23 protein-coding genes are annotated in these 21,847 nt (G+C 73.5%); 12 read left to right on the forward strand and 11 right to left on the reverse strand.

Annotation, left to right across the window (positions count from 1 at the left end; translation table 11 throughout):
* Positions 1-128 precede the first annotated feature (128 nt).
* Complete coding sequence (locus AC5WAM_RS31015; protein WP_242716631.1) at positions 129-263, forward strand: SPW_0924 family protein; 135 nt, start codon at positions 129-131, stop codon at positions 261-263.
* An 11-nt stretch (positions 264-274) separates the two neighbouring features.
* The gene (gene pgfA, locus AC5WAM_RS31020; protein WP_366790690.1) at positions 275-1,273 is read left to right on the forward strand and encodes a cell envelope lipid trafficking protein PgfA; all 999 of its coding nucleotides are present in this window, start codon (positions 275-277) and stop codon (positions 1,271-1,273) included.
* Positions 1,274-1,276: 3 nt separating this feature from the next.
* Here pgfA and hrpB read toward each other — a convergent pair whose 3' ends face one another.
* Together hrpB and AC5WAM_RS31030 are read right to left on the reverse strand one after the other, a co-directional pair.
* Positions 1,277-3,829, reverse strand: a complete 2,553-nt coding sequence (gene hrpB, locus AC5WAM_RS31025; RefSeq protein WP_366790689.1) for an ATP-dependent helicase HrpB — start codon at positions 3,827-3,829, stop codon at positions 1,277-1,279.
* A 51-nt stretch (positions 3,830-3,880) separates the two neighbouring features.
* The gene (locus AC5WAM_RS31030) at positions 3,881-4,777 is read right to left on the reverse strand and encodes a class I SAM-dependent methyltransferase (RefSeq protein WP_495519555.1); all 897 of its coding nucleotides are present in this window, start codon (positions 4,775-4,777) and stop codon (positions 3,881-3,883) included.
* A 295-nt stretch (positions 4,778-5,072) separates the two neighbouring features.
* On the opposite strand from AC5WAM_RS31030, the gene rpsA reads away from it, so the two are divergent.
* A complete protein-coding gene (rpsA, locus tag AC5WAM_RS31035) occupies positions 5,073-6,578 on the forward strand; it encodes a 30S ribosomal protein S1 (RefSeq protein ID WP_138959141.1) in 1,506 nt (501 codons plus the stop codon).
* A gap of 207 nt (positions 6,579-6,785) precedes the next feature.
* Here the strand turns inward: rpsA and AC5WAM_RS31040 are convergent, their stop codons facing one another.
* On the reverse strand, positions 6,786-7,751 hold the full coding sequence (locus AC5WAM_RS31040; protein WP_366790687.1) for a right-handed parallel beta-helix repeat-containing protein: 966 nt from the start codon (positions 7,749-7,751) through the stop codon (positions 6,786-6,788).
* Positions 7,752-7,991: 240 nt separating this feature from the next.
* Positions 7,992-8,192 carry a DUF2191 domain-containing protein gene (locus AC5WAM_RS31045; protein ID WP_495519556.1) on the reverse strand — a complete coding sequence of 67 codons (201 nt, stop codon included), beginning with the start codon at positions 8,190-8,192 and terminating at the stop codon, positions 7,992-7,994.
* A gap of 126 nt (positions 8,193-8,318) precedes the next feature.
* On the opposite strand from AC5WAM_RS31045, the gene AC5WAM_RS31050 reads away from it, so the two are divergent.
* From AC5WAM_RS31050 to AC5WAM_RS31065, 4 genes are all read left to right on the forward strand, one after another.
* Positions 8,319-9,257, forward strand: a complete 939-nt coding sequence (locus tag AC5WAM_RS31050) for a PAC2 family protein (RefSeq protein ID WP_242716618.1) — start codon at positions 8,319-8,321, stop codon at positions 9,255-9,257.
* Between the two features lie 23 nt (positions 9,258-9,280).
* Positions 9,281-9,883, forward strand: coding sequence for a dephospho-CoA kinase (coaE, locus tag AC5WAM_RS31055; RefSeq protein WP_366790686.1), 603 nt, complete (start codon positions 9,281-9,283; stop codon positions 9,881-9,883).
* A 119-nt stretch (positions 9,884-10,002) separates the two neighbouring features.
* Entirely contained in the window at positions 10,003-10,383 is a 381-nt protein-coding gene (locus AC5WAM_RS31060) for a hypothetical protein (protein ID WP_495519557.1), read from the forward strand.
* Between the two features lie 127 nt (positions 10,384-10,510).
* Complete coding sequence (locus AC5WAM_RS31065; RefSeq protein ID WP_242716612.1) at positions 10,511-10,897, forward strand: tetratricopeptide repeat protein; 387 nt, start codon at positions 10,511-10,513, stop codon at positions 10,895-10,897.
* Between the two features lie 35 nt (positions 10,898-10,932).
* Here AC5WAM_RS31065 and AC5WAM_RS31070 read toward each other — a convergent pair whose 3' ends face one another.
* A complete protein-coding gene (locus AC5WAM_RS31070) occupies positions 10,933-11,190 on the reverse strand; it encodes a DUF6343 family protein (protein ID WP_172385444.1) in 258 nt (85 codons plus the stop codon).
* A gap of 76 nt (positions 11,191-11,266) precedes the next feature.
* Between AC5WAM_RS31070 and AC5WAM_RS31075 the strand changes: the two genes are divergently transcribed.
* Positions 11,267-12,268: an acyltransferase domain-containing protein gene (locus tag AC5WAM_RS31075; RefSeq protein ID WP_495519558.1), complete on the forward strand. Its 1,002-nt coding sequence runs from the start codon at positions 11,267-11,269 to the stop codon at positions 12,266-12,268.
* 47 nt (positions 12,269-12,315) lie between these two features.
* On the opposite strand, the gene AC5WAM_RS31080 is transcribed toward AC5WAM_RS31075, so the two are convergent.
* The gene (locus tag AC5WAM_RS31080) at positions 12,316-12,735 is read right to left on the reverse strand and encodes an RNA-binding S4 domain-containing protein (RefSeq protein WP_495519559.1); all 420 of its coding nucleotides are present in this window, start codon (positions 12,733-12,735) and stop codon (positions 12,316-12,318) included.
* Between the two features lie 137 nt (positions 12,736-12,872).
* Between AC5WAM_RS31080 and AC5WAM_RS31085 the strand changes: the two genes are divergently transcribed.
* From AC5WAM_RS31085 to AC5WAM_RS31095, 3 genes are all read left to right on the forward strand, one after another.
* Positions 12,873-14,246 carry a M20/M25/M40 family metallo-hydrolase gene (locus tag AC5WAM_RS31085; RefSeq protein ID WP_495519560.1) on the forward strand — a complete coding sequence of 458 codons (1,374 nt, stop codon included), beginning with the start codon at positions 12,873-12,875 and terminating at the stop codon, positions 14,244-14,246.
* Entirely contained in the window at positions 14,243-15,784 is a 1,542-nt protein-coding gene (locus AC5WAM_RS31090) for a YfcC family protein (RefSeq protein WP_495519561.1), read from the forward strand. Before AC5WAM_RS31085 ends, AC5WAM_RS31090 begins: the two co-directional genes overlap by 4 nt.
* Before the next feature lie 139 nt (positions 15,785-15,923).
* Entirely contained in the window at positions 15,924-16,895 is a 972-nt protein-coding gene (locus tag AC5WAM_RS31095) for a glycoside hydrolase family 6 protein (RefSeq protein WP_366790681.1), read from the forward strand.
* Positions 16,896-16,929: 34 nt separating this feature from the next.
* Here AC5WAM_RS31095 and AC5WAM_RS31100 read toward each other — a convergent pair whose 3' ends face one another.
* The 5 genes from AC5WAM_RS31100 to AC5WAM_RS31120 all read right to left on the reverse strand — a co-directional run bounded on the left by AC5WAM_RS31100 (position 16,930) and on the right by AC5WAM_RS31120 (position 21,161).
* The gene (locus AC5WAM_RS31100) at positions 16,930-17,373 is read right to left on the reverse strand and encodes a GNAT family N-acetyltransferase (RefSeq protein ID WP_495519562.1); all 444 of its coding nucleotides are present in this window, start codon (positions 17,371-17,373) and stop codon (positions 16,930-16,932) included.
* Complete coding sequence (locus AC5WAM_RS31105) at positions 17,370-17,789, reverse strand: RidA family protein (protein ID WP_495519563.1); 420 nt, start codon at positions 17,787-17,789, stop codon at positions 17,370-17,372. The genes AC5WAM_RS31100 and AC5WAM_RS31105 overlap by 4 nt, the downstream gene beginning before the upstream one ends.
* Before the next feature lie 84 nt (positions 17,790-17,873).
* Positions 17,874-18,884: a TolB family protein gene (locus tag AC5WAM_RS31110; RefSeq protein ID WP_495519564.1), complete on the reverse strand. Its 1,011-nt coding sequence runs from the start codon at positions 18,882-18,884 to the stop codon at positions 17,874-17,876.
* Positions 18,885-18,886: 2 nt separating this feature from the next.
* Positions 18,887-20,161, reverse strand: coding sequence for an MFS transporter (locus tag AC5WAM_RS31115; protein WP_495519565.1), 1,275 nt, complete (start codon positions 20,159-20,161; stop codon positions 18,887-18,889).
* 22 nt (positions 20,162-20,183) lie between these two features.
* Positions 20,184-21,161 carry a metallophosphoesterase family protein gene (locus AC5WAM_RS31120; RefSeq protein WP_495519566.1) on the reverse strand — a complete coding sequence of 326 codons (978 nt, stop codon included), beginning with the start codon at positions 21,159-21,161 and terminating at the stop codon, positions 20,184-20,186.
* Between the two features lie 210 nt (positions 21,162-21,371).
* On the opposite strand from AC5WAM_RS31120, the gene AC5WAM_RS31125 reads away from it, so the two are divergent.
* The gene (locus AC5WAM_RS31125) at positions 21,372-21,788 is read left to right on the forward strand and encodes a hypothetical protein (protein ID WP_366790675.1); all 417 of its coding nucleotides are present in this window, start codon (positions 21,372-21,374) and stop codon (positions 21,786-21,788) included.
* Positions 21,789-21,847: the final 59 nt, after the last annotated feature.

The following is a 21,847-nucleotide window of genomic DNA, read 5'->3' on the forward strand; positions in this document are numbered from 1 at the left end:
CGACCTGTTCTCATCTCGTCCGGGCGTTGCTACGGTGCCCCCGATCTGACGAATAGTCAGTTACGGATGGTCGGTTACGGACGGGCGGTCAGTCGCGTCCGGCCCCGAGCCCGCCCGGGAGGCCCCGTATGCGTGCCCTCATCGCCGCCGCCACCGGTCTGGCCCTCGCCCTCGCCCTGGTCCTGACCGTCACGGCCATCGGCGCCCCGTCCGGCGAGACCTCGCCGAAACCGCTGCTCACCACCGTCCCCGAGCACCCCTAGGGAGGGCCGCGATGCGCCGCAAGGCCGGTCTGGTCCTGCTCGCCCTCGCCGTGTTCTTCGCGACCACGGCCCCGCTGCTGCGCTGGTACGCCTTCCCGCGCCTGGTCAAGATCCCGCCCGGCCGGTACGAGACGATGGTCCTGGAGGCGAAGCCCGCGACCCTCATCGACTACGGCACGATGAAGGCCAAGAAGGTCCCCCGGGTCACCATCGTGCAGACCCTCAAGGGCAACGTGGAGGCCTCCGAGAAGATCGAGAAGAGCGCCGACCGCGACGTCGTGGTCTGGGACGCCCTGTCGTACGTCCAGGGACCCGACGGCAAGATGGTCTCCAAGATCCCCGAGCGGTACGTCTTCGACGCCCACAGCCAGGAACCCGTCCACGCCACCGGCGAGATGGTCGACGGCGACCGGGTGCGGCGCGAGGGCATCGAGTTCAAATGGCCCTTCCTGACCGAGAAGCGGGACTACGAGTACTTCGACGCGCAGGCTCGCGTCACCAAGCCCATCCACTACGGGGGCACCCGCACCTTCCGGGGCGTCGAGGTCTACTACTTCGAGCAGACCATCCCCTGGACCGAGGTCCCCATGCCCAAGGCGCTCCCGGTCAAGGGCCTCACGGCCGAGGCCATCGCCAGGACGGGCACGACGCGCTGGTACACCACGGTCCGCAAGTTCTGGGTCGAGCCGACCACCGGGGCGCCCGTGTACGGCGAGGAGATCCACAAGGAGGAGCTGCGCGGCGGCACCCTGCTCGGCGACCGCGACAAGGTCACCGCGTTCTCCGGGCACGTGAAGATGCGCGAGGACTACATCCGCCACACCGTGGACCTGGTCAAGTCCCAGCGCCTCCTCGTCCTGCTCATGACCTCGTACCTGCCGTGGGGGTTCCTCGGCCTCGGCGTGCTCCTGCTGGCCCTCGCCCTGTGGCTGGAGGCACGCGGGCGCAGGCCCGGCGACCCGGAGCCGACGGGGGAGCCGGAACCCAGGCCGCAGCCGGTGAACGCCTGACCGTCAGGCCCGTTCGGCGCGCTCCTGGCGGGCCTTGGTGTGCCGCGTGGGCGTGGCCCGCGCCGGGTCCTCGGGCCACGGGTGCTTCGGATAGCGGCCGCGCAGCTCCGCCCGCACCGAGCGGTAGCCGTCCCGCCAGAACGAGGCCAGGTCCGCGGTGACCGCCGCCGGGCGCCCCGCCGGCGACAGAAGGTGCACCAGGAGCGGCACCCCGGCCACCCGGGGCGTGTCGTCGAGCCCGAACAGCTCCTGGAGCTTCACCGCCAGAACCGGCTGCTCCGGATCCGTGTAGTCCACCCGGATCCGGGAGCCGCTCGGCACCTCCACGCGCTCCGGCGCCAGCTCGTCCAGGCGCACCGCCTCGCCGCCCGCCCACGGAAGCAGTCGCGTCAGGGCCTGCCCGGCCTCGATCCGGGCCAGGTCCGCGCGGCGCCGGGCCCGGCCGAGCTCCGGTTCGAGCCAGGCGTCGGGCGCGGCGAGCAGCGCCGCGTCGGACACGTCGGGCCAGGGCTCGCCCAGGTGCAGCCGCAGGAAGCGCAGCCGGTCCCGCAGCGCGGCGGCGTCCTTGCTCCAGCGCAGCAGCGCCACGCCCTCCCGCCGCAGGCCCTCCAGCAGTGCCTCGCGCACGCGCCGGGGGTCGGGGTCCCGCAGCGGCCGCGCCGCGAGCTCCACCGCGCCGAGCCGCGTCACGTGCCGGGCGACCACGTCCCCCGCCGCCCAGGCGACCTCGTCGCCTTCCGCGTACAGGGAGGAGGCGGCGGCCCGTGCGACGTCCTCGTCGACGACCGCGCCGAGCCGTACGCGCGCGTGCCCCGCGCCGACGGGCCGGTCGGCCACCGCCACGGCCACCCAGGGCGCCCCGCCGAGCCCGGACCCCGGGCCGGCCTCGGCCCGGGTGCCGCCCGCCATCAGATACGTCCCGTCCGCCGCGCGCCGGGCGACGCGCTCGGGGAAGGCGAGGGCGGCCACGAGCCCGACGACGGCGTCGTCGCGCGAGCCGGGCGCGCGCGGCGCCGCGTCGGGGGCGGGTGCGGGGGAGCCGTCCGTGGCGGCGCCCACGGCCGCCGTGAGCCGGGACACCTCTGCGCGCCACCGCCCCGCGTATCCGTCGCCCCCGCGCCGGGCGCCGCGCAGGGCCGCCGCGAGGTCGTCGCCGTACTCCCGCGGCGGTTCCTCGCTCAGCAGCGCCACCGCCTCCGCGGCCCGGCGGGCGCCGACCCGCGGCGCGGCGTCCAGGAGGGCGCGGGCCAGCCGGGGGTGCACCCCCATCCGGGACAGCCGCAGGCCCCGCTCGGTGGCCCGGCCCGTTTCCGCGTCGACCGCCCCGACGGCGGTCAGGACCTCACGGGCGGCCGCCATGGCGCCTTGGGGCGGCGGGTCGAGCAGCGCGAGCCCGCTCGCGCCGGGGTCGCCCCAGCACGCCGCCTGGAGGGCGAACGCCGTCAGGTCCGCGACCTTGATCTCGGGGGCGGGGAACCGCGGCAGGCGCCCGTCCTCCGCCGGGGTCCAGCAGCGGTACACCGCGCCCGGCGCCTCACGCCCGGCACGCCCCGCCCGCTGGCGCCCCGCGGCCTGCGAGGCCCGTACCGTCGTCAGGGCGCTGAGGCCGCGCGCATGGTCCACGCGCGGCTCCCGGGCCAGGCCCGAGTCGACCACCACCCGCACCCCCGGCACCGTCAGGGACGACTCGGCCACCGACGTCGCGAGCACCACGCGCCGCCGCTCGCCCCCGGCGAGCACCGCGTCCTGCACCTCGGCCGGGGCGCGCCCGTGCACCTGGAGGACCTCCACGTCGGGCAGGCCCGCCAGCTGCCCGGCGACGCGGCCGATCTCGCCGACCCCCGGCAGGAAGCACAGCACGTCGCCCGTGCGCTCCCGCAGCGCCCGCCGCACCACCGCGGCGACGTGGGAGAGCAGCGCGGGGTCCACGCGCAGGCCGTGCGGCGGCCGCACCGGGGCGGTCGGGGGCGCCCACACCACCTCCACGGGGTGGGCGACGCCCGCCGCCGACACCACCGGCGCGTCCCCGAGGACCCGGGCGAAGGCGTCGGCGTCCGTCGTCGCGGACGCCGCCACCAGCTTCAGCTCCGGGCGCAGCGCCTCGCGCACGTCGATCAGGAAGGCCGCGACGGTGTCCGCGTCCAGGTGCCGCTCGTGGCACTCGTCCAGGATGACGACGTCCACGCCCGCCAGCTCCTGGTCGCGTTGCAGCCGCTGGAGCAGGACGCCGGTCGTGACGACCTCCACGCGCGTGTGGGGGCCGACCACGCGCTCGCCGCGCACCGTGTAGCCGACGGTCCGGCCGGCCTTCTCGCCGAGGAGCCACGCCATGCGCCGGGCGGCGGCGCGCGCCGCGATGCGCCGGGGCTCGGCGACGACCACGCGCCGCACCGGCCCCTCGCCCTCCGTGAGGCCCGCGAGGGCCAGCGGCACCAGGGTGGTCTTGCCCGTGCCGGGCGGCGCGCACAGCACGGCGGCGCCGGGCCCGTCGAGGGCGGCGCGCAGCGCGGGCAGCGCCTCGCGCACGGGCAGGTTCAGGGCGGCGTCACGGATCACGCCCCCAGTGTCGTACGGACCCGGCGGACGGCCGCCGGGCCCCCGGGAATGTCAGTCCCGCTCGCACACGAAGATCGCGGTTCCCGGGATCAGGTTCCCGCGCAGCGGGGACCAGCCGCCCCACTCCTGGGTGTTCCACGCGGGCCACTCCGGCTCCACCAGGTCCACCAGGCGGAAACCGCCCGCGACCACGTCACGGACCCGGTCGCCGAGCGTCCTGTGGTGCTCGACGTAGACCGCGCGGCCGCTGTCGTCCTGCTCGACGTAGGGCGTGCGGTCGAAGTACGAGGCGGCCACCGACAGGCCCTCGGGGCCCGGCTCGTCGGGGAACGCCCAGCGGATCGGGTGGGTCACGGAGAACACGAAGCGGCCGCCGGGCCGCAGCACCCGCCGCACCTCCCGCAGCACCCGCACCGGCTCCGCGACGAACGGCAGCGCCCCGTACGCGGAGCAGGCGAGGTCGAAGGAGCCGTCCGCGAAGGGCAGCACGCCCGCGTCCGCCTCCACCAGCGGCACCCGGCCGCCGTCGATCCGCAGCGCGTGCTGGAGCTGGCGGTGCGAGAGGTCGAGCGCCACGGGCCGCGCGCCCTGGCCGGCCAGCCAGCGCGAGCACTGGGCGGCGCCCGCGCCGATCTCCAGGACGTCCTTGCCCTTCAGGGCCTCCGCCGGGCCGAGCAGCTCGGCCTCGACCTCGTCGAGCCCCTCGGGGCCCCAGACGAAACGGTCGTCGCCGAGGAACGTGCCGTGCTCGATCTGGTACTCGTCGGCGTTCCTGTCCCACCAGCCCCGATTGGCGCGCACACTCTCGGTGACGTCGGAGTCACGACGGGTGGCCTCGGGCTCGGACGTGTCGGGCTCTTGGATGATCTGCTCCCTCGTCGGTACGCTGCGGGCGCCGCCGTCCGGGGGGCGACGCGGCAGAGCGCGCTGCGGCCGGTGTGGCCTCATGGAACTGGATTTGTGCCGGGTATGCGGCGTTCCGCCCCGGGTGTGCGCCTTCGCGCATTGACCCTGTCGGGCGGCCCCCGTATGCTACAAGTTGCGCTGCGAGCTTGCGTTCCTCAGACATAGCAGGCTGCGCTCGCGTCTGTATGTATGTCCCCTCGGTTGTCGGGGCGCTTTCCGTTCCTTCGGGATCACGGAAGCCAGCGTCTCCTAAGCTGTCCGGCTTCTGCAGAGCGAAACGGGCTCCGGCGTATGCAGTACCTACGACTTCAATGTCCGTACCGGAGCCCTTTCCCACATGACGAGCAGCACCGAGACCACCGCCACCACCCCGCAGGTTGCGGTCAACGACATCGGTAACGAGGAAGCCTTCCTCGCCGCGATCGACGAGACGATCAAGTACTTCAACGACGGCGACATCGTCGACGGCGTCATCGTGAAGGTCGACCGGGACGAGGTCCTGCTCGACATCGGTTACAAGACCGAAGGCGTCATCCCGAGCCGCGAGCTCTCCATCAAGCACGACGTCGACCCGAACGAGGTCGTCGCGGTTGGTGACGAGATCGAGGCCCTGGTTCTCCAGAAGGAGGACAAGGAAGGTCGCCTGATCCTCTCGAAGAAGCGCGCCCAGTACGAGCGTGCCTGGGGCACCATCGAGAAGATCAAGGAAGAAGACGGCATCGTCACCGGTACCGTCATCGAGGTCGTCAAGGGTGGTCTCATCCTCGACATCGGCCTCCGCGGCTTCCTCCCGGCCTCCCTGGTCGAGATGCGCCGTGTTCGCGACCTCCAGCCCTACGTGGGCAAGGAGCTCGAGGCGAAGATCATCGAGCTGGACAAGAACCGCAACAACGTGGTCCTGTCCCGCCGCGCCTGGCTGGAGCAGACCCAGAGCGAGGTCCGCCAGACCTTCCTCACCACCCTCCAGAAGGGTCAGGTGCGCTCCGGCGTCGTCTCCTCCATCGTCAACTTCGGTGCCTTCGTGGACCTGGGTGGCGTCGACGGTCTCGTCCACGTCTCCGAGCTGTCCTGGAAGCACATCGACCACCCCTCCGAGGTCGTCGAGGTCGGCCAGGAGGTCACGGTCGAGGTCCTGGACGTCGACATGGACCGCGAGCGCGTCTCCCTGTCGCTCAAGGCGACCCAGGAAGACCCGTGGCAGCAGTTCGCCCGCACCCACCAGATCGGCCAGGTCGTGCCCGGCAAGGTCACGAAGCTGGTTCCGTTCGGTGCGTTCGTCCGCGTGGACGAGGGCATCGAGGGTCTGGTCCACATCTCCGAGCTGGCCGAGCGCCACGTGGAGATCCCGGAGCAGGTCGTCCAGGTCAACGACGAGATCTTCGTCAAGGTCATCGACATCGACCTCGAGCGTCGCCGGATCTCGCTGTCCCTGAAGCAGGCCAACGAGTCCTTCGGTGCCGACCCGGCGTCGGTCGAGTTCGACCCGACCCTGTACGGCATGGCCGCGTCCTACGACGACCAGGGCAACTACATCTACCCCGAGGGCTTCGACCCGGAGACCAACGACTGGCTGGAGGGCTTCGACGCCCAGCGCGAGGCGTGGGAGACCCAGTACGCCGAGGCGCAGCAGCGCTTCGAGCAGCACCAGGCTCAGGTCATCAAGTCCCGCGAGGCCGACGCCCAGGCGGCGGCCGAGGGCGGCGACGCCGCGGCTGCGGCTCCGGCCGCTTCCGGTGGCGGCGGCGGTTCGTACTCCTCCGAGGGTGCGGACACCTCCGGCGCGCTGGCTTCGGACGAGGCGCTCGCCGCGCTTCGCGAGAAGCTCGCCGGCGGTCAGAGCTGACCGCACGCCGTTCACTGAGCGGTAGCTGAACGCCCTGTGGGCCCGCACTCTTCGGAGTGCGGGCCCACAGGCGTTCTGCCCTGTGCTTCTTCTCCGGCTGCGGGTTGTTCCGGGCTGGTCGCGCCCACGCGGCGGAGCCGCAGGTTGTCACAGCCCCGCGCCCCTTCGGGGCGCTTCCCTGAGGGGCGTTGCTCTCCGGCAGGGCTGTTACGGCGTGACCGGGACGTTCGTCAGGCCCTTGCCGCCCTTGACCGTGTTGCTCGCGTAGACCGTCGTCCGACAGGACCCGCTCTGGTTGGTCACGTTGATCGCCAGCTGCTTGTCGCCCGTCGCGCCGGTCAGGTCGGACTTGTTGGCGCGGAACACCGTGCCGCACCCCCAGCCGGACTGTTGGGTGTGGGTCTCGAAGCCGTTGTTCGTGGTGTTCTTGCCGGTGTTGCCCTCGATGACGTAGTCGTTGCCCTTCACGTCGATCCACGAGTCGTCGTAGTTGTTGCCCGTCAGGCCCCTGCCGTCGAACGTGTTGCCCGCGACGCGGCCGCCCCGCGTGCCCTCCTTGAGGTCGACGGCCTCACCGCCGACGTCCGGGCCGATCACGTTGTCCAGGATCGACACGTTGTCGCTCCTGTCGGAGAGGGTGTTCGCGGAGCCCACGTACACGCCCTCGCCCATGCCCCGGTCGTCGTTGCCGGTGTCGTAGATGCGGGAGTTCTTGATGACGCCGTCGGGGCTCGACTTGCGGAAGTGCACGCCCTCCATGTCCAGGCCGTGGACCGTCACGCCGTCCACGACGACACCGCGCGCGGAGTCGATCATGATGCCCTTCTGGCCGCCGGTGACGGTGACGCCCTTGACCGTCCAGTACGAGGCCCCGTCGAGGTGCAGGCCGTAGCCGCCGCCCGCGGTCAGGACCGCCTTGGCGGAGCCGGTCAGGGTGATGCGGGCGCCGGAGCGCGCGGCGGTCGTGGTCGTGAAGTTCCCGGAGTACGCGCCGTCGGCGAGGTGGATCGTGTCGCCGGGTGAAGCGGCGGCGAGGGCCGCCTTGAGCTGGGCGGCCGTGGAGACCTCGATCGTGCCGGCGGTCGCCCCGGGCCGCGCGTGCGCGGTGAGGGCGAGGCCGCCCGTGGCGGTGACGGCGGCCAGGACGGAGGCGAGCAGGGAGCGCGTGCGCATGGGGGGCCCTTCCCGTGAACGGACGAAGCAGGTTCGTGTACGTGAATGTTGGGCGGGATGCTGAACGCTGAACTGCTTCGAGACGGTAGAGGTGGGGCATGTGCGCGTCAAGGTCTGCGCCCGGGGCGGGCGAGCCGGTGTGCGGGGGCATACGAAAGCCGTGAACTCGGCGCCTCCTGGGCCCAGTTCACGGATGGGAACGAGGTGAGGTGCCGGTTTCGCCGCTCCGGCAGGGGCGCGTCAGCCCTGCTCTTCGCGCGCCCTCGGCTCCGCGTCGCGCAGGCCCTGCTCCGTGTGCCCGGTGCGCGCTTCCGTGCGGTGGCCCCGCGCGATGTAGTCGCGCACGACGGCCTCGACGGCGTCCTGCGGGGAGCCCACTCCAGCCAGGACCATCACCTCCACCACCAGTTCCGCGTCGAGACTGATGCTGACCTTGGCCACGGCTGCCCCCTTCGCTGCGTCGTACCCGGACCCTAACTGCTCAGGTGCGCACGCGATCGCCGACGGCGGGAATGCCCGCCTTCCACGGCGCGTTCTGCTCTATGAACACGAGGAGGAGCGGTCACTGTGCTTGATCCGCAGGGTTTGTACGCGTGGGAGCCCAAGGGGCTCGCGGTCGTCGACATGGCGCTCGCCCAGGAGTCGGCCGGTCTTGTCATGCTCTACCACTTCGACGGATACATCGACGCGGGCGAGACCGGCGACCAGATCGTCGAGCGGCTCGTGGACAACCTGCCCGGACAGGTCGTGGCCCGCTTCGACCACGACCGGCTCGTCGACTACCGCGCGCGGCGCCCGCTGCTGACCTTCCAGCGCGACAAGTGGAGCGACTACGAGGAGCCCACCCTCGACGTGCGGCTGCTCCAGGACGCCACCGGCGCGCCCTTCCTGCTGCTCTCCGGCCCCGAGCCGGACATCGAGTGGGAGCGCTTCGCCGCCGCCGTCAAGGAGATCGTCGAACGGCTCGGCGTGCGCCTCTCGGTGAACTTCCACGGCATCCCGATGGGCGTCCCGCACACCCGCCCCGTCGGCCTCACCCCGCACGGCAACCGCACCGACCTGGTGCCGGGCCACGCCAGCCCCTTCGACGAGGCGCAGGTGCCCGGCAGCGCGGAGGCACTCGTCGAGTACCGCCTGTCGCAGGCGGGGCACGACGTGCTCGGCGTCGCCGCGCACGTGCCGCACTACGTGGCCCGGTCGGCGTACCCCGACGCGGCCCTGACCGTCCTGGAGGCGATCACCGCCGCCACCGGTCTCGTGCTGCCCTCGGCCGCGCACGCGCTGCGCACGGAGGCCCACCGCACGCAGACCGAGATCGACCGCCAGATCCAGGAGGGCGACGAGGAACTGGTCGCGCTCGTCCAGGGACTTGAGCACCAGTACGACGCCGCCGCGGGCGCGGAGTCGCGGGGCAACATGCTCGCCGAGCCCGTGGACATCCCGTCGGCGGACGAGATCGGCCGCGAGTTCGAGCGCTTCCTCGCGGAGCGGGAGGGCGACGGCTGACGGCAGGGCCTAAGCTGCCGGTCATGCTGAAGGTGGGTTTGACCGGCGGTATCGGCGCCGGCAAGAGCGAGGTGTCGCGGCTGCTCGTCGCGTCCGGGGCCGTCCTGATCGACGCCGACCGCATCGCGCGCGAGGTGGTGGCGCCCGGCACGGACGGGCTCGCCGAGGTCGTCGAGGCCTTCGGCGCGGACGTGCTCACCGCGGACGGCTCCCTCGACCGGCCGAAGCTCGGGGCGATCGTCTTCTCCGACGCCGCGAAGCTGGCCACGCTCAACGGCATCGTGCACCCCCGGGTGGGCGCGCGCTCGGCCGAGCTGGAGCGGGCGGCGGCCCCGGACGCGGTGGTCGTGCACGACGTGCCGCTGCTCACCGAGAACGGCCTCGCGCCGCTGTACGACCTGGTGATCGTCGTCGACGCCGCTCCCGCGACCCAACTCGACCGGCTGGTACGGCTGCGCGGCATGACCGAGGACGACGCCCGCGCCCGGATGGCCGCCCAGGCCACGCGCGAGAAGCGCCTGGAGATCGCCGACATCGTGATCGACAACGACGGCCCCCTGGACGACCTCGCCCCGCGCGTGGCGGCCGTGTGGCAGGACCTTCAGAAGCGCGCGCGGGTGGACTGAGCGGGGAGCGCCCCGTAAGGGGCGCGGGCCTGTGTCGATATGCGGCTCCGCCGCGCGGGCGCGACCAGCCACGGCGGCCCCGCAGACGAAATGCCAGCGAAGCGTAGGGGGGCGGGGCCGTGGCCGTATGGGCGGCGTTCACCGTAGTGGGCGGACTCGTGGCGCTGCTCGCGGGCGCGTACGGCCTCGACCGGACCCGGCGCGTCACCGAGGCCGGGGAGTGGGCGGAGGCGCTCGTCAAGACGGTGCGACAGGGCGTCGACCGGCCCGCGCTCCAGTTCGAGACGGCGGACGGGCAGGTCGTGGAGGTCCCCTCACCGGTGCCGGTGAGCCGCAGGCGGCCGCTGCGGGCGGGGCAGCGGGTGCCGATCGTGTACGACGCCGACGACCCCCGCGAGGTGGTGCTCCTCGGGCGCGAACGGCGCGGCCTCGACTGGGCGTTCGTGGGGGCGGGCGCGGCCCTGGTGCTCGCTGGGCTCGTCCTCGCGGTCGTGGTGTAGGCCGCCCGGCGGCGGCTTCGGCGCTCGATCGCGCGGGGCCGCCCGCGCGGTCGCCACGGACGGCCGTAGGGGAATATGCGCACGCCCCCGGGGCGTTAACCCACAGAGGCGAGGGAAGGAGTCCGGCGTGCCCGAAAGCAGCCCGGAGAGTCATGTCATCGACTTCCGCGCGGCGGAGCAGCTCCTCGCCGCCCGGGATCCTCGGGGTGCGGTGAAGCTCCTCGACACGGTCATCGCCGCCCATCCGGAGAACACGGCGGCGCGTCTGCTGCGCGCCCGCGCCTTCTTCGCCTCCGCCCAACTGCGCGCGGCCGAGCTGGAGTTCAGCATCGTCCTGGAGCGCGAGCCGGACAACGCGTTCGCGCACTTCGCGCTCGCCCGCACCTATGAGCGCGCCCTGCGGCCCGACCAGGCGCGCCGCCACTTCCGGCTCGCGGCGGCCCTCGATCCGCAGCCGGACTATCTGGCGGCGGCGCGGTTCGACGACACGGACGGCCCCGGCCGCGGCGCGTGAAGGACCCGGCGCGCCGCGGGGGGCACCGGGTGCGCTCAGGTCCGCGGCGGCTCGTACGGCGGCACGTCGCGTCCGGGCTGGAAGTGCGGCCCCTGCCGGATGTGGCGCAGGACGAGCGCCATGTCCACGGTGATCACCACCCACAGCACGCCGCACGCCGCGGCCCAGCCGGGGCGCCCGGCGAGCGCGAAGGCCACCGTGCCCGCGGTCGCCCAGATCAAGCCCCATACGCTGAACCAGAAGCGCATGCGCAAGGGGCTGCGTGCCGTGACCGGTTCACTGCCTGTGCGCATCGGACGTCATCTCCTCCTTCCAGGGTCCTCCCGGCGCGGGCGGAGCGGAAGGGGCGACCGAGGGGTAGGTGGGGCTGTGCTGGACGTGCTGCGGGCCGCGGCGGAGAGTGACGAGGGGCTCGCCGCGTGGCTGAAGGAGCTGGCGGACGCGGGGGAGCCGCGGGTCGCCGCCGTCCTGCCGGAGGCCGAGGAGCTGACGGAGGTCCTGTTCGACCTGGCCGTGCCCCACGAGGACGTCAACGAGATCGTGGCCCTGCGCGCGCACGTGCTCGGACACGACGACACCCGGTGGCTCCTGGAGCGGTGCGTCGACGCCCTCGTGCGGGACCTGGGCGAGCCCGGGGCACAGCCCCGGATGCCGGTGCTGCCCGAGGAGCTGGGCGAGTTGGGCAGCTGCTTCTACGTGTTCGTGTTCCTCGCCGCGCTGCCGTACGTGCGCGCGTACCACCGCCGTCGCGGCATACCCGAGGGCGTGGCCCGCCGCACCCTCGCCGACCTCGGGCGGCACATGGCCGTGCACCGCAGGGGGCACGGGGGCCGCGGCGTGCCGGTGCCCTCCTGGAACGCGCTGCACTTCCGCGGCGAGCTCTACCAGCTGGGGCGCCTGCAGTTCCAGCGGGCGCGGCTCGGCGCGCGCATGGGCGAGGCCGTCGCACGGGCCGGTCTCGACCTCGGGCCCCGGGACCGGTGTCTGAGCGTGCACATACCGGACTTCCACGGTCCGCTGTCGCCCGAGGCCTGTGACCGCTCGGTGGCGCTCGCCCGGGAGTTCTTCCCGCGCCACTTCCCCCAGGAGCGCTATGAGGTCGCGGTGTGCCACTCGTGGCTGCTCGACCCGCAGTTGAAGCGGTATCTGCCCGCCGAGGCGAACATCGTGCGCTTCCAGGACCGCTTCCGGCTCGCCACGACGTACGGCGACGAGGAGCCTGACGACACCGTGCCGATCGGCTTCGTCTTCGGCGACCGGGACCTGCCGGTGGCCGGGCTGCCGCGCCGCACCCGCGTGGAGCGGGCCGTCGGCGACCACCTGCGGGCGGGCGGCCACTGGTACGGCGGCCACGGCTGGTTCCGGCTGTAGCTCCGGGGCCCGGCCGCCCCTTCGTCGCGCCGGCGCGCCGATGAAGGTCAGGGGGCCGGGGGCAGACCCGGGGCGCCGCGGAGGCGCTCCAGTTCGCGGCGGTCCCGCTTCGTGGGGCGCCCCGTGCCGCGGTCGCGGACGCCCGCCGGGGCCACCGCCTCGCGCGGGGGCGGGGGCGGGCTGTTGTCCACGTAGCACTCGACGGCCACGGGCGCGCCCACCCGCTTGCGGATCACGCGCTTGACGATCACGATCCGCTCGCGGCCCCCGGCCTGGCGCAGCCGGACCTCGTCGCCGGGCTTGACGCCGTACGCGGGCTTCACGCGCTCGCCGTTGACCCGCACGTGCCCGCCCTTGCAGGCGGCCGCACCCATCGAGCGGCTCTTGACCAGGCGTACCGACCAGATCCAGCTGTCGACGCGGACGGTGCTGCCCGTCGCGTCGCCTCCCGAAGTCTCCGAAGCCATGCGTCGACCTTAATGCGGCATCGGTGCGGGCGGCCCGGGCGCACGGCGAGCCGTCCGGAATCCGCGAGCCACCGCACCCGATAATTCGGGATCATCACGGCAAAACGCCCATGACAGCTGATCCCGAGGTGCTGCCCATGACGCCCGAAGAGCTCGCCACCACGGTCGACGGCCTGATGGACGGCTTGCACGCCGACCTCGTACGGCTGTCGTCGATCCCCTCGATCGCCTTCCCCGGGTTTCCGAGCGGGCCCGTGGAGGAGGCCCACGACCTGGTCGCCGCGCTGCTGCGGGACGCCGGGGTGCCCGCCGTCGAGCGCATCGACCTGCCCGACACCGCCCCGGTCGTCTACGGCGAGATCCCGCCGCCCGACCCCGGCGCCCCGACCGTCCTGCTGTACGGCCACTACGACGTGCAGCCGCCCGGCGACGAGAAGCTGTGGCGGTCGCCGCCCTTCGAGCCGACGCCCGTCGAAGGGGGCCTGCGTGCGCGGGGCATCGCCGACGACAAGTCCAACGTCATCGCGCACCTCGGGATGCTGCGCGCGTACGGGGGCCGCCCGCCCGTCGGGGTGAAGATCGTCGTCGAGGGCCAGGAGGAGTACGGCAGCGCCTTCGACGGCTACCCGCCCACCGACCCCGGCCGCTTCGCCTGCGACGCCATGGTCATCGCCGACCTCGGCAACCTCCGCCCCGGCACCCCCACCCTCACCACGGGCCTGCGCGGCGCCGCCGAGGTCGTGGTCGAGGTGCGCACCCTGGACGAGCCGCGCCACAGCGGCGAGTTCGGCGGCGCCGCGCCCGACGCGCTGCTCGTCCTGCTGAAGGCCCTGGCCACCCTCCACGACGTCCACGGCGACGTGGCCGTGGCGGGGCTGCGCCGCGAGGAGTGGACCGGGACCTCGTACACCGAGGAGGAGTTCCGCGATCTCGCGGGCGTGCGCGACGGCGTGCCGCTGATCGGCGGCGGCAGCCTCGGCGAGCGGCTGTGGAGCGGACCCGCGATCACCGTGATCGGCCTGGACGCGCCCGGTGTGGAACACGCCGCCTCGGCGGTCGTGCCGCACGCGAGGGCGAAGCTGAACCTGCGCTTCCATCCGCGTCAGGACCCGCGCGAGGCACGGGACGCGCTCGTCGAGCACCTGCGGTCCCTCAAGCCCTTCGGCGTCCCGCTGACCGTCACGCCCGGCGACACCGGGCCCGGCTACGAGGCCACGACCGGCGGCCCCGCCTACCGCGCGGCGCTCGCCGCCCTCAAGGAGGCCTGGGGCACGGACGCCTCGTACGTGGCGACGGGCGGCTCGATCCCGCTGGTCAACGGGCTCGCCGCGGCGGCGCCCGGCGCGGAGGTGCTGCTCTTCGGCGCCCAGGACAGCATGTGCAATCTGCACGCCCCGAACGAGCGCGTCCTCTTCTCCGAGCTGCGCAACACCGTCGTGGCCATGGGTGCCTTCGTGCGCGAGTACGCGGACGGCTTCCGCGCCGGTGACCGGACGGGAGGCACGGCATGACCGCGTCCCCGCCCGCGCCGGCGCCCGCGCCCGAAGAGCCCGCCACGAAGCGGAAGTTCACCTTCCCCAGCGCCCTGACCGTGCTCGCCGTCGTCACCGTGGCGGTGTGGCTGCTCGCCTTCCTGATCCCGTCGGGGGAGTACGACCGCAACGCCAAGGGCGCCCCCGTCCAGGGCAGTTACCACCGCGTCGCGGGCGACCAGTCCTTCGTGGACCGCCTCAACGACCTGTTCCTCGCGCCCGTCAACGGCCTGTACGGCATCCAGGACACCGAGTCGGGACAGGTCGGCCCGGATCTGACCGGCGATCTGTACGGCAGCGCGGGCGTGTTCCTCTTCGTGCTCGCGATCGGCGCGTTCATCACCGTCGTCTTCGCCACCGGCGCCCTGGACCGGGGCATCGGCCGGCTCGCCCACCGGCTGCGCGAGCGCGGCGCGCTGCTCATCGCGGGCGTCATGGTGGTGTTCTCCGTCCTCGGCACCGTCGAGGGCTTCGCCGAGGAGACGCTCGGCTTCTACGGCCTGATCGTGCCGCTGATGCTGGCCCTCGGCTACGACCGCATGACGGCTGTCGGCGCGATCATCCTGGGCGCGGGCGTCGGCGTGCTGTGCTCGACGGTCAACCCCTTCGCGACGGGCGTGGCCTCCTCGGCGGCGGACATCTCCCTCGGCGACGGCATCGTGCTGCGGTTCGCGATGTGGCTGGTGCTCACGGGGGTGACGGTCGCGTACGTCGTCTGGTACGCGCGGCGCGTGCGGCGCGATCCCGGGCGCTCGCTCAGCGGATTCCTGCCGGGCGATCGGGAGCAGACGGCGGGCGCGGGGCGCACGGACGCCGAGGTGCCCGAGCTGACCGGGCTGCACAAGGCGATCCTGGTCGTCGTCGCGCTGGTCTTCGCCTTCATGATCTTCTCCGTGGTGCCGTGGTCGAGCGCGCTCACCGGGGACGCGGACGCGCGGCCGTACGGCTTCGAACTCGACTGGTCCTTCCCGCAGCTCGCGGCCCTGTTCCTGTGCGCGGCGGTGCTCGTGGGCCTGGTCGCGCGGATGGGGGAGCAGAAGCTGAGCGCGACCGTCATCCAGGGCGCGGCCGACTTCATCTCGCCCGCCCTGGTGATCGTCCTGGCCCGGGGCGTCACCGTGATCATGAACAACTCGCGGGTCACGGACACGGTCCTGCACTCGATCGAGGGCGTGGTCAAGGGGACGTCGTCCGGGGTGTTCGCGGTGATCGTGTTCGTGGTGAACCTGCCGCTCGCGTTCCTGATCCCGTCCACGTCCGGGCACGCCACGCTCGCCATGCCGATCCTCGCGCCGCTCGCGGACTTCGCCGGGGTGTCGCGGTCGGTCGTCGTCACCGCCTGGGCGGCGGCCAGCGGATGGATGAACCTGTGGGTGCCGACCACCGCCGTGACCATCGGCGGCGTGGCCCTGGCGAAGGTGGGCTACGACCGGTACCTGCGGTTCGTGTGGCCGCTGCTGGCGATCCTCTTCGTGCTGATCTGCGGGTTCGTGGCGCTGGGGGCGGCGGTGACGTGACGGGGGGCTCGTCCCCGAACTCGCCCCTTGAACCCGCCCCTTCCCGAAACCAGGGGGCTCTGCCCCTGGACCCCCGTTCATCGGCCTTCGGCCTCGTCCTCAAAACGCCGGACGGGCTGAATTTCTCCCGGGAGCCCGGATGCCGTCCCAGGCCATCGTCCGCAGTGTCCTCGTCGCCGTGCTCGGCCTGTGCGCCCTGGCCGCAGCCCCCTCGCCCGACTCCAGGGCACCGCGCGCCGACGTCTCCTTCTGGGTGAACCCGGACACCAGCGCCGCACGGCAGGCCGGCGCGTGGCTGCGGCAGGGGCGGTTCTCCGACGGCTGGGCGCTGGCCCGCATCGCGGTGCGGCCGCAGGCCGAGTGGCTGAGCAAGGACGGGCCGGAGCCGGTGGTGCGGTCGTTCGTGCGGCGGGCGGCCGCGGCGGGGCGCACCGCCGTGCTCGTCACGTACTTCATCCCGGACCGCGACTGCGGCGCCTACTCGGCGGGCGGCGCGCGCGACGCGGCCCACTACCGGGTGTGGATCGACCGCTTCGCGGCCGGGCTCGGGGCACACGGCGCGTACGTGATCGTCGAACCCGACGCCGTGGCCCTCGCGGTGGCGGGCTGCCCGGGCGCCGACACCGACGAGCGGTACGGACTGCTCGCCTACGCGGTGGACCGGCTCAAGCGGCAGCCGGGCACCAAGGTGTACGTCGACGCGGGCAACGCCACCTGGATCCCGCAGGTGAAGCGGCTCGTCGCCCCGCTGCGGCAGGCAGGCGTGGACCGCGCCGACGGCTTCGCCCTGAACGTGTCCAACTTCCACACCGACGCGGTGAGCGTGGAGTACGGGCACCGGCTCGCGCGGGCGCTCGGCGGCGACCCGCACTTCGTCATCGACTCCAGCCGCAACGGCAACGGCCCGTACGCGGGCGCCGAGCCGTGGTGCAACCCGCCGGGACGCGCCCTCGGCACCGCCCCCACCACCCGCACCGGCGTCCCCGCCGTCGACGCCTATCTGTGGGTGAAGCGCCCCGGCGAGTCCGACGGGACCTGCCGGGGCGGGCCGGTGGCCGGGGGCTGGTGGCCGCGGTACGCGCTGGAACTCGCGCGGAACTCCCGCATCTGACGGCGCGGGGCGGCGCGGCACGGGCGTGCCGGGGTCAGGGCCGCCAGTCGTAGCGCACGTCCGGCTCGCCCTCCTCGTTGTCGCCGTCCGTCCACCGGGTGGCGGTGAAGCCGTGGCGTTCGTAGAACCGCCGGGCGGGCGCGTTGACCTGGAAGGTCCACAGGGTCAGGCCGTCCGGGCTGCGCTCCTTGGCGAGGGCGACGAAGCGGTCGCCGATGCCGCGGCCGCGCCAGGCCGGGTCGAGGTAGAGCTGGCCGAGCTGCTCGCCGTCCAGGACCATCATCCCGACGACCGCGCCCGCCGCCTGCGCCACCCATGTGGTGCCGCGCGGCAGGACCACGTGCCGGATGTACTCCCGCACCTCGTCGTCGGTGTGGGGGCGGCGCACGTCCGGCAGGGCGGTGTCGTACGAGCGCAGATAGACCTCCGCCACGGCGGCGCCGTCCCCGGCGGTGGCGGCCCGCAGGACGACGGTCACGCGCCGCCCTGCCCGGGTACGACGGCCGTGGCGGTGATCTCCACGAGCTGGCCCGGATAGCCGAGGACGGTCACGCCGAGCAGCGTGGACGTGTGCGGCTCGGTGCTGAGCAGGCCCGAGGCGCGGACGACCTCCCAGGCCTCGGTCAGCACGCCGGGCTCGTGCCCGACGACGTACACGGTGCTCGCGACGACCTGCGACAGGTCGCTGCCGATGGCGCGCAGGGCCTCGTCGAGGTTTGCGACGACCTGCCGGGTCTGCGCGGCGACGTCACCTTCGCCGACGAGAGTGCCCTCGGCGTCCAGGGGCACGGAACCCGCCATGAAAGCGAGCCGCGTACCGGCTTCGACGACGACGGAGTGGGCGTATCCGGGGGGCGGGAAGAGGGTCGGGACGACGGTGCGGTGTGGGGTCATGGGGGCATCGTGCGAGGTGCGCGGGGGTGCGCGCACCTCAATTTCCGCGGGACCGCAGCGGTTCGGGCTGTCGTGTACGCGGCGTCAGCGCACCGCCGCGGGGGAACTGCCGCCCGGGACGCGCAGTTCGGGGCGGCCCGAGCCGTCGGCGGGGACGGTCCAGATGTCCTGTTTGCGCCCCTCGCGGCCCGGCAGGGCGTAGGCCAGGGTGCCGTCGTCGAGCCACGCCGCCTGGTCGTCGACGGAGCGGCGCTCGGCGAGCGGGTGCTCGCGCAGGGTGCGCAGGTCCAGGACGTACAGGCGCCACGGGTCCGAAGTGCCCCCGCGCACCCGCTTCTTGAAGGCCAGGCGCGTGTTGTCGGGGGACAGCGACGGGCACTCGACGTTCTCGCGCAGCGCCTCGGCGGCCCACTTCCGCATGTCGCCGCGGACCAGGTACGTCTTGCCCTTCGTCGAGACGGTGGCGTAGAAGCGGTTGTCGTCGCGGGCGAACGTGACGCCCCAGTAGTTGACGTCGGGGGAGTGGTGGCGGCGGCCGTCGAGGGTGAGCGGGATCTCCTCCATGTTCTTGATCAGATAGCCGGTGCGGGTGTCCAGGATCGAGGTGCGCGTGGAGAAGGAGCCGCCCCCGCCCGAGTACGAGTCGCCGGTGGCGAACATGGTCCACGACAGCATCCGCCCCGACGCCGAGACGCGTGCCCGGTTCGGGATGCCGGGCAGGGCGATGCGCCGCTTCTCGCGCAGCTTCCCGTCGAGGACGACGGCGTACGCCCTGGGCGGGATGCCCCGGCGGCGCTGGAGGCACAGGCCGGTGCCCCCGGCCGCGTAGAAGCGTTCGCACGTCGGGCCGCCGGTGGTGCGCGGGCCCCGGCCCGCGAGCGGGAGCCGGGCGACGCGGCCCGCTCCCGCCGCGCTGGAGCGGAAGTACAACTGGCCCTGGTCCAGGGCGAACTCGGAGGTGGTGACGGTGGGCTGGGCCTCGCGCGCGGCCCGTACGGTGTAGGTCACGGCGACGGTGGCGAGGACGGCGGCGGCCAGGGCGACGGCGAGGACGCGGGGCCGGGTGGACAGGGTCAGCGGGCGGGGGCGGGTCATGGTCAGGTCGTCCTCCGTCGGGGCGTGCCGTGGGGGTCGTCGGCGCGGGGCAGCAGTGCGGCCGCCCCGGCGATCGCCGCCGTGAGCGCGAGCGCCGCGCAGGTCAGCGCGGTGCCGATGCCCCACAGCGTCCACGCGGCGCCGAAGCCCGCGGCGGCGACGAGCCTGCTGAGCGCCTGGCCGGTCTGCACCACGGCCATGCCGCTGGCCCGCTGGTCCGGCTCCACGAAGGGGGTCACGAGCGCCATGAGCACGCCGTCGGTGGCGGCGTAGAACACGCCGAGGGCGAGCAGCACACCCACGAGCAGCGGCCGTCCGCCGGTCGGCAGGAGCAGCAGGGCGTACGCGGCGAGGAGCGCGGCGTGGCCCGCGAGGAAGGGCCCGCGCCGCCCGAACCGGTCGGCGAGCCGCCCCACGGGCACGGCGAGCAGCAGATAGACGGCGGCGGTGCCGAGCGGGAGCAGCGGGAACCAGCTCTCCGCGAAGTCGAGCCGCCGCTGGAGCAGCAGATACAGGAAGGCGTCGCCGACCGTCGCGGCCCCCAGCAGCGCGGCGGCGCCGCAGACCCGCCGGAACGCCGCGTGGCGCAGGAGCGCGAGGGCGAGGCGCGGCGCCGAGGGCCCGCGCGCCCGCCGCCGGGCCGGTGGCGGTTCCTCCCGCCCCGGTACGAACGCCACGAGCAGCAGCACCCCGAAGAGCCCGCAGCAGAAGCTGACCATGAACACGGCGTCGTAGGCGTCCGCCGTGACCCACAGCAGCGCGAACGCCGCGAGCGGGCCGAGCAGCGCGCCCGTGGTGTCCATCGCCCGGTGCACGCCGAAGGCGCGGCCGAGCTGGTCCGGGGGGCTGTGCAGGGAGATCAGCGCGTCGCGCGGGGCGGTGCGCACGCCCTTGCCGAGCCGGTCCGCCGCGATGGCGGCACCGATCCCGGCGGTGGCCCCGCCCGCGAGGAGCAGACCGAGCCGGGACAGGGCCGACAGGAGGTAGCCGGAGCCGGCGACGAGCTTGTGCCGCTCGCGCCGGTCGGCGACGTACCCGCCCACGAGGCGGACCACGGCGGTGACGCCGTTGTAGAGCCCGTCGAGGAAGCCGAACTGGAGCGGTGAGAGCCCCAGGCCCAGGACGAAGTACAGGGGCAGCACGGCCGCGACCATCTCCGAGGAGATGTCGGTGACGAGGCTGACGGCGCCGAGCGCGAGCACGGGACCGGTGACGCGGCCGCGGGCACGGCGGCCGTCCGCGGCCGTGGCGACCGCGTCGGTGGTGGCCAGATACATGGGCGTGGCACCAGGTCCGGCGTCAGTGGCAGGAGTAGGCGGGGCTGGTGTCCTTCGTGGACCCGTCGGTCCCGATGAGCTTCCACGAGAACCCGTCGTCGGCGAAGTCGATCTTCACCACGCCGTAGGTGTTGGTGATCCGCTTCTGGCTGTGCGGCTGCACCTCCTCGATCTTGTAGGGGTTGGCGCCGCCGGTCCCGGCGATGACCTCGACGATCCCGTTGGACGCGTCGGCGTCCCCGTCCGCGTTCTGCGGCGCGAACCGCTCGTAGTGGTGGTCGTGCCCGCCGAGCACCAGCTCCGTCTTCGCACCCTGGAGGATCTTCCAGACGGGCTTGCTGACCGGGTTGTTGCCGTGCTCGCCGGAGGAGAACAGCGGGTGGTGGAAGTAGGCCGCCACGCACTTCTTGCCGTTGGCGGCCAGGTCGCGCTTGAGCCAGTCGATCTGCGCCCGGTCGTCGAAGCTGTTGGAGTCCAGGGCGACGAAGTGCCAGTTGTCCTGGTCGAAGCTGTAGTAGCTCTTGCCGTCGGGGTAGGCGACCGATCCGAAGTAGGACTTGTAGCCCTTGAGCGCGCCCGCCGGGTCGTACGTCTCGTGGTTGCCCGGCACCGGCTTCGTCTTGTTCTTGAAGGCGCCCCAGGTGGTCGCGTAGTACTTCTGGAAGTCCTTCAGGCGGGCGTCGTCGTACTGGTTGTCGCCCATGGTCATCACGAAGCCCGGGTTGAGCTGCTGCACCAGGGCGGCGGTCTTCGGGTGCGCGCACTTGCTGTCGCTCTTGGTGCACTGCTCGGCGATGTCGCCCACGGCGACGGCGGAGAACGCGGCCCGCCCGATGCCGTCCTTCTCGGCAGCCCCGGCGGGCGACCAGAGGAGCAGGCCGCCGGCGGCGGCGAGGGCGGTGGTGGCGGCCGCGGGCACGAGCCAACGGGCCCGTCCGGTGCGGCGGTTGGTGCTTCGGGTGTCGTCGTTCCGGTTTTCGGCATGGGGTGTCTGCGGCATGTCCGTCTCCTGGTGGGTGGGGGGTGTGGGAGGGGCCGTGCCAGGAATGGTGGCGACGTGGACATGAGCGCGTCAATATCCGGACAGGGAATTGTTAGGAAACTTTCCTACTGAAGGTGGCGGCCGGGCGATGACCAACTCCCGTGCCCTCGGCTACCGTTGACGCTCAGGTCATGGGGCGCACCTCCGCACAGCCACGAAGGAGACCCGATGGACGCAGAGCTGGCCGCCCTCGCCGGGGCCGGGGCCACCGCGCTCGTGCAGGCGATGGTGGGGGACGGATGGGCCGCGGCGCGGGGGCGGGTCGTGGCCTTCCTCGGGCGGCGGCGCGGCACGGACGAGGACCAGGCGGGCGGCGCACTCGACGAGACCCGCGACGACCTGCTGGCCGCGCGGGCCGCGGGCGACGCCGACGCCGAGGCCGACGCGCGGGCCGAGTGGCGCAACCGGATGCGCAGGGCCCTGCGCGCGGACCCGGACGCGGCGGCGGAGCTGCGCCTGCTCCTCGACGAACTGGGCCGCGGCGGCGACGACCGCGGCGGCGTCGTGCACAACACCATCAGCGGCGGCGTGCAGCGCGGGAACGTCATCCAGGCCCACACCGTGGGGGACGTGCACCTCGGGTAGGCGCGGCGAGCACGGCGAAGGTGCCGGAGGCGACCTCCGGCACCCGCTCGCGCGCACCG

This window comes from Streptomyces sp. JLYT201, from assembly GCF_059448825.1.

Bases quoted from the DNA above. Each gene is read 5' to 3' on its own strand.
- AC5WAM_RS31015 (WP_242716631.1), top strand. From the start codon at position 129: ATGCGTGCCCTCATCGCCGCCGCCACCGGTCTGGCCCTCGCCCTCGCC.
- pgfA (WP_366790690.1), top strand. From the start codon at position 275: ATGCGCCGCAAGGCCGGTCTGGTCCTGCTCGCCCTCGCCGTGTTCTTC.
- AC5WAM_RS31030 (WP_495519555.1), bottom strand. From the start codon at position 4,777: ATGAGGCCACACCGGCCGCAGCGCGCTCTGCCGCGTCGCCCCCCGGAC.
- rpsA (WP_138959141.1), top strand. From the start codon at position 5,073: ATGACGAGCAGCACCGAGACCACCGCCACCACCCCGCAGGTTGCGGTC.
- AC5WAM_RS31040 (WP_366790687.1), bottom strand. From the start codon at position 7,751: ATGCGCACGCGCTCCCTGCTCGCCTCCGTCCTGGCCGCCGTCACCGCC.
- coaE (WP_366790686.1), top strand. From the start codon at position 9,281: ATGCTGAAGGTGGGTTTGACCGGCGGTATCGGCGCCGGCAAGAGCGAG.
- AC5WAM_RS31070 (WP_172385444.1), bottom strand. From the start codon at position 11,190: ATGCGCACAGGCAGTGAACCGGTCACGGCACGCAGCCCCTTGCGCATG.
- AC5WAM_RS31080 (WP_495519559.1), bottom strand. From the start codon at position 12,735: ATGGCTTCGGAGACTTCGGGAGGCGACGCGACGGGCAGCACCGTCCGC.
- AC5WAM_RS31085 (WP_495519560.1), top strand. From the start codon at position 12,873: ATGACGCCCGAAGAGCTCGCCACCACGGTCGACGGCCTGATGGACGGC.
- AC5WAM_RS31090 (WP_495519561.1), top strand. From the start codon at position 14,243: ATGACCGCGTCCCCGCCCGCGCCGGCGCCCGCGCCCGAAGAGCCCGCC.
- AC5WAM_RS31095 (WP_366790681.1), top strand. From the start codon at position 15,924: ATGCCGTCCCAGGCCATCGTCCGCAGTGTCCTCGTCGCCGTGCTCGGC.
- AC5WAM_RS31105 (WP_495519563.1), bottom strand. From the start codon at position 17,789: ATGACCCCACACCGCACCGTCGTCCCGACCCTCTTCCCGCCCCCCGGA.
- AC5WAM_RS31110 (WP_495519564.1), bottom strand. From the start codon at position 18,884: ATGACCCGCCCCCGCCCGCTGACCCTGTCCACCCGGCCCCGCGTCCTC.
- AC5WAM_RS31115 (WP_495519565.1), bottom strand. From the start codon at position 20,161: ATGTATCTGGCCACCACCGACGCGGTCGCCACGGCCGCGGACGGCCGC.
- AC5WAM_RS31120 (WP_495519566.1), bottom strand. From the start codon at position 21,161: ATGCCGCAGACACCCCATGCCGAAAACCGGAACGACGACACCCGAAGC.
- AC5WAM_RS31125 (WP_366790675.1), top strand. From the start codon at position 21,372: ATGGACGCAGAGCTGGCCGCCCTCGCCGGGGCCGGGGCCACCGCGCTC.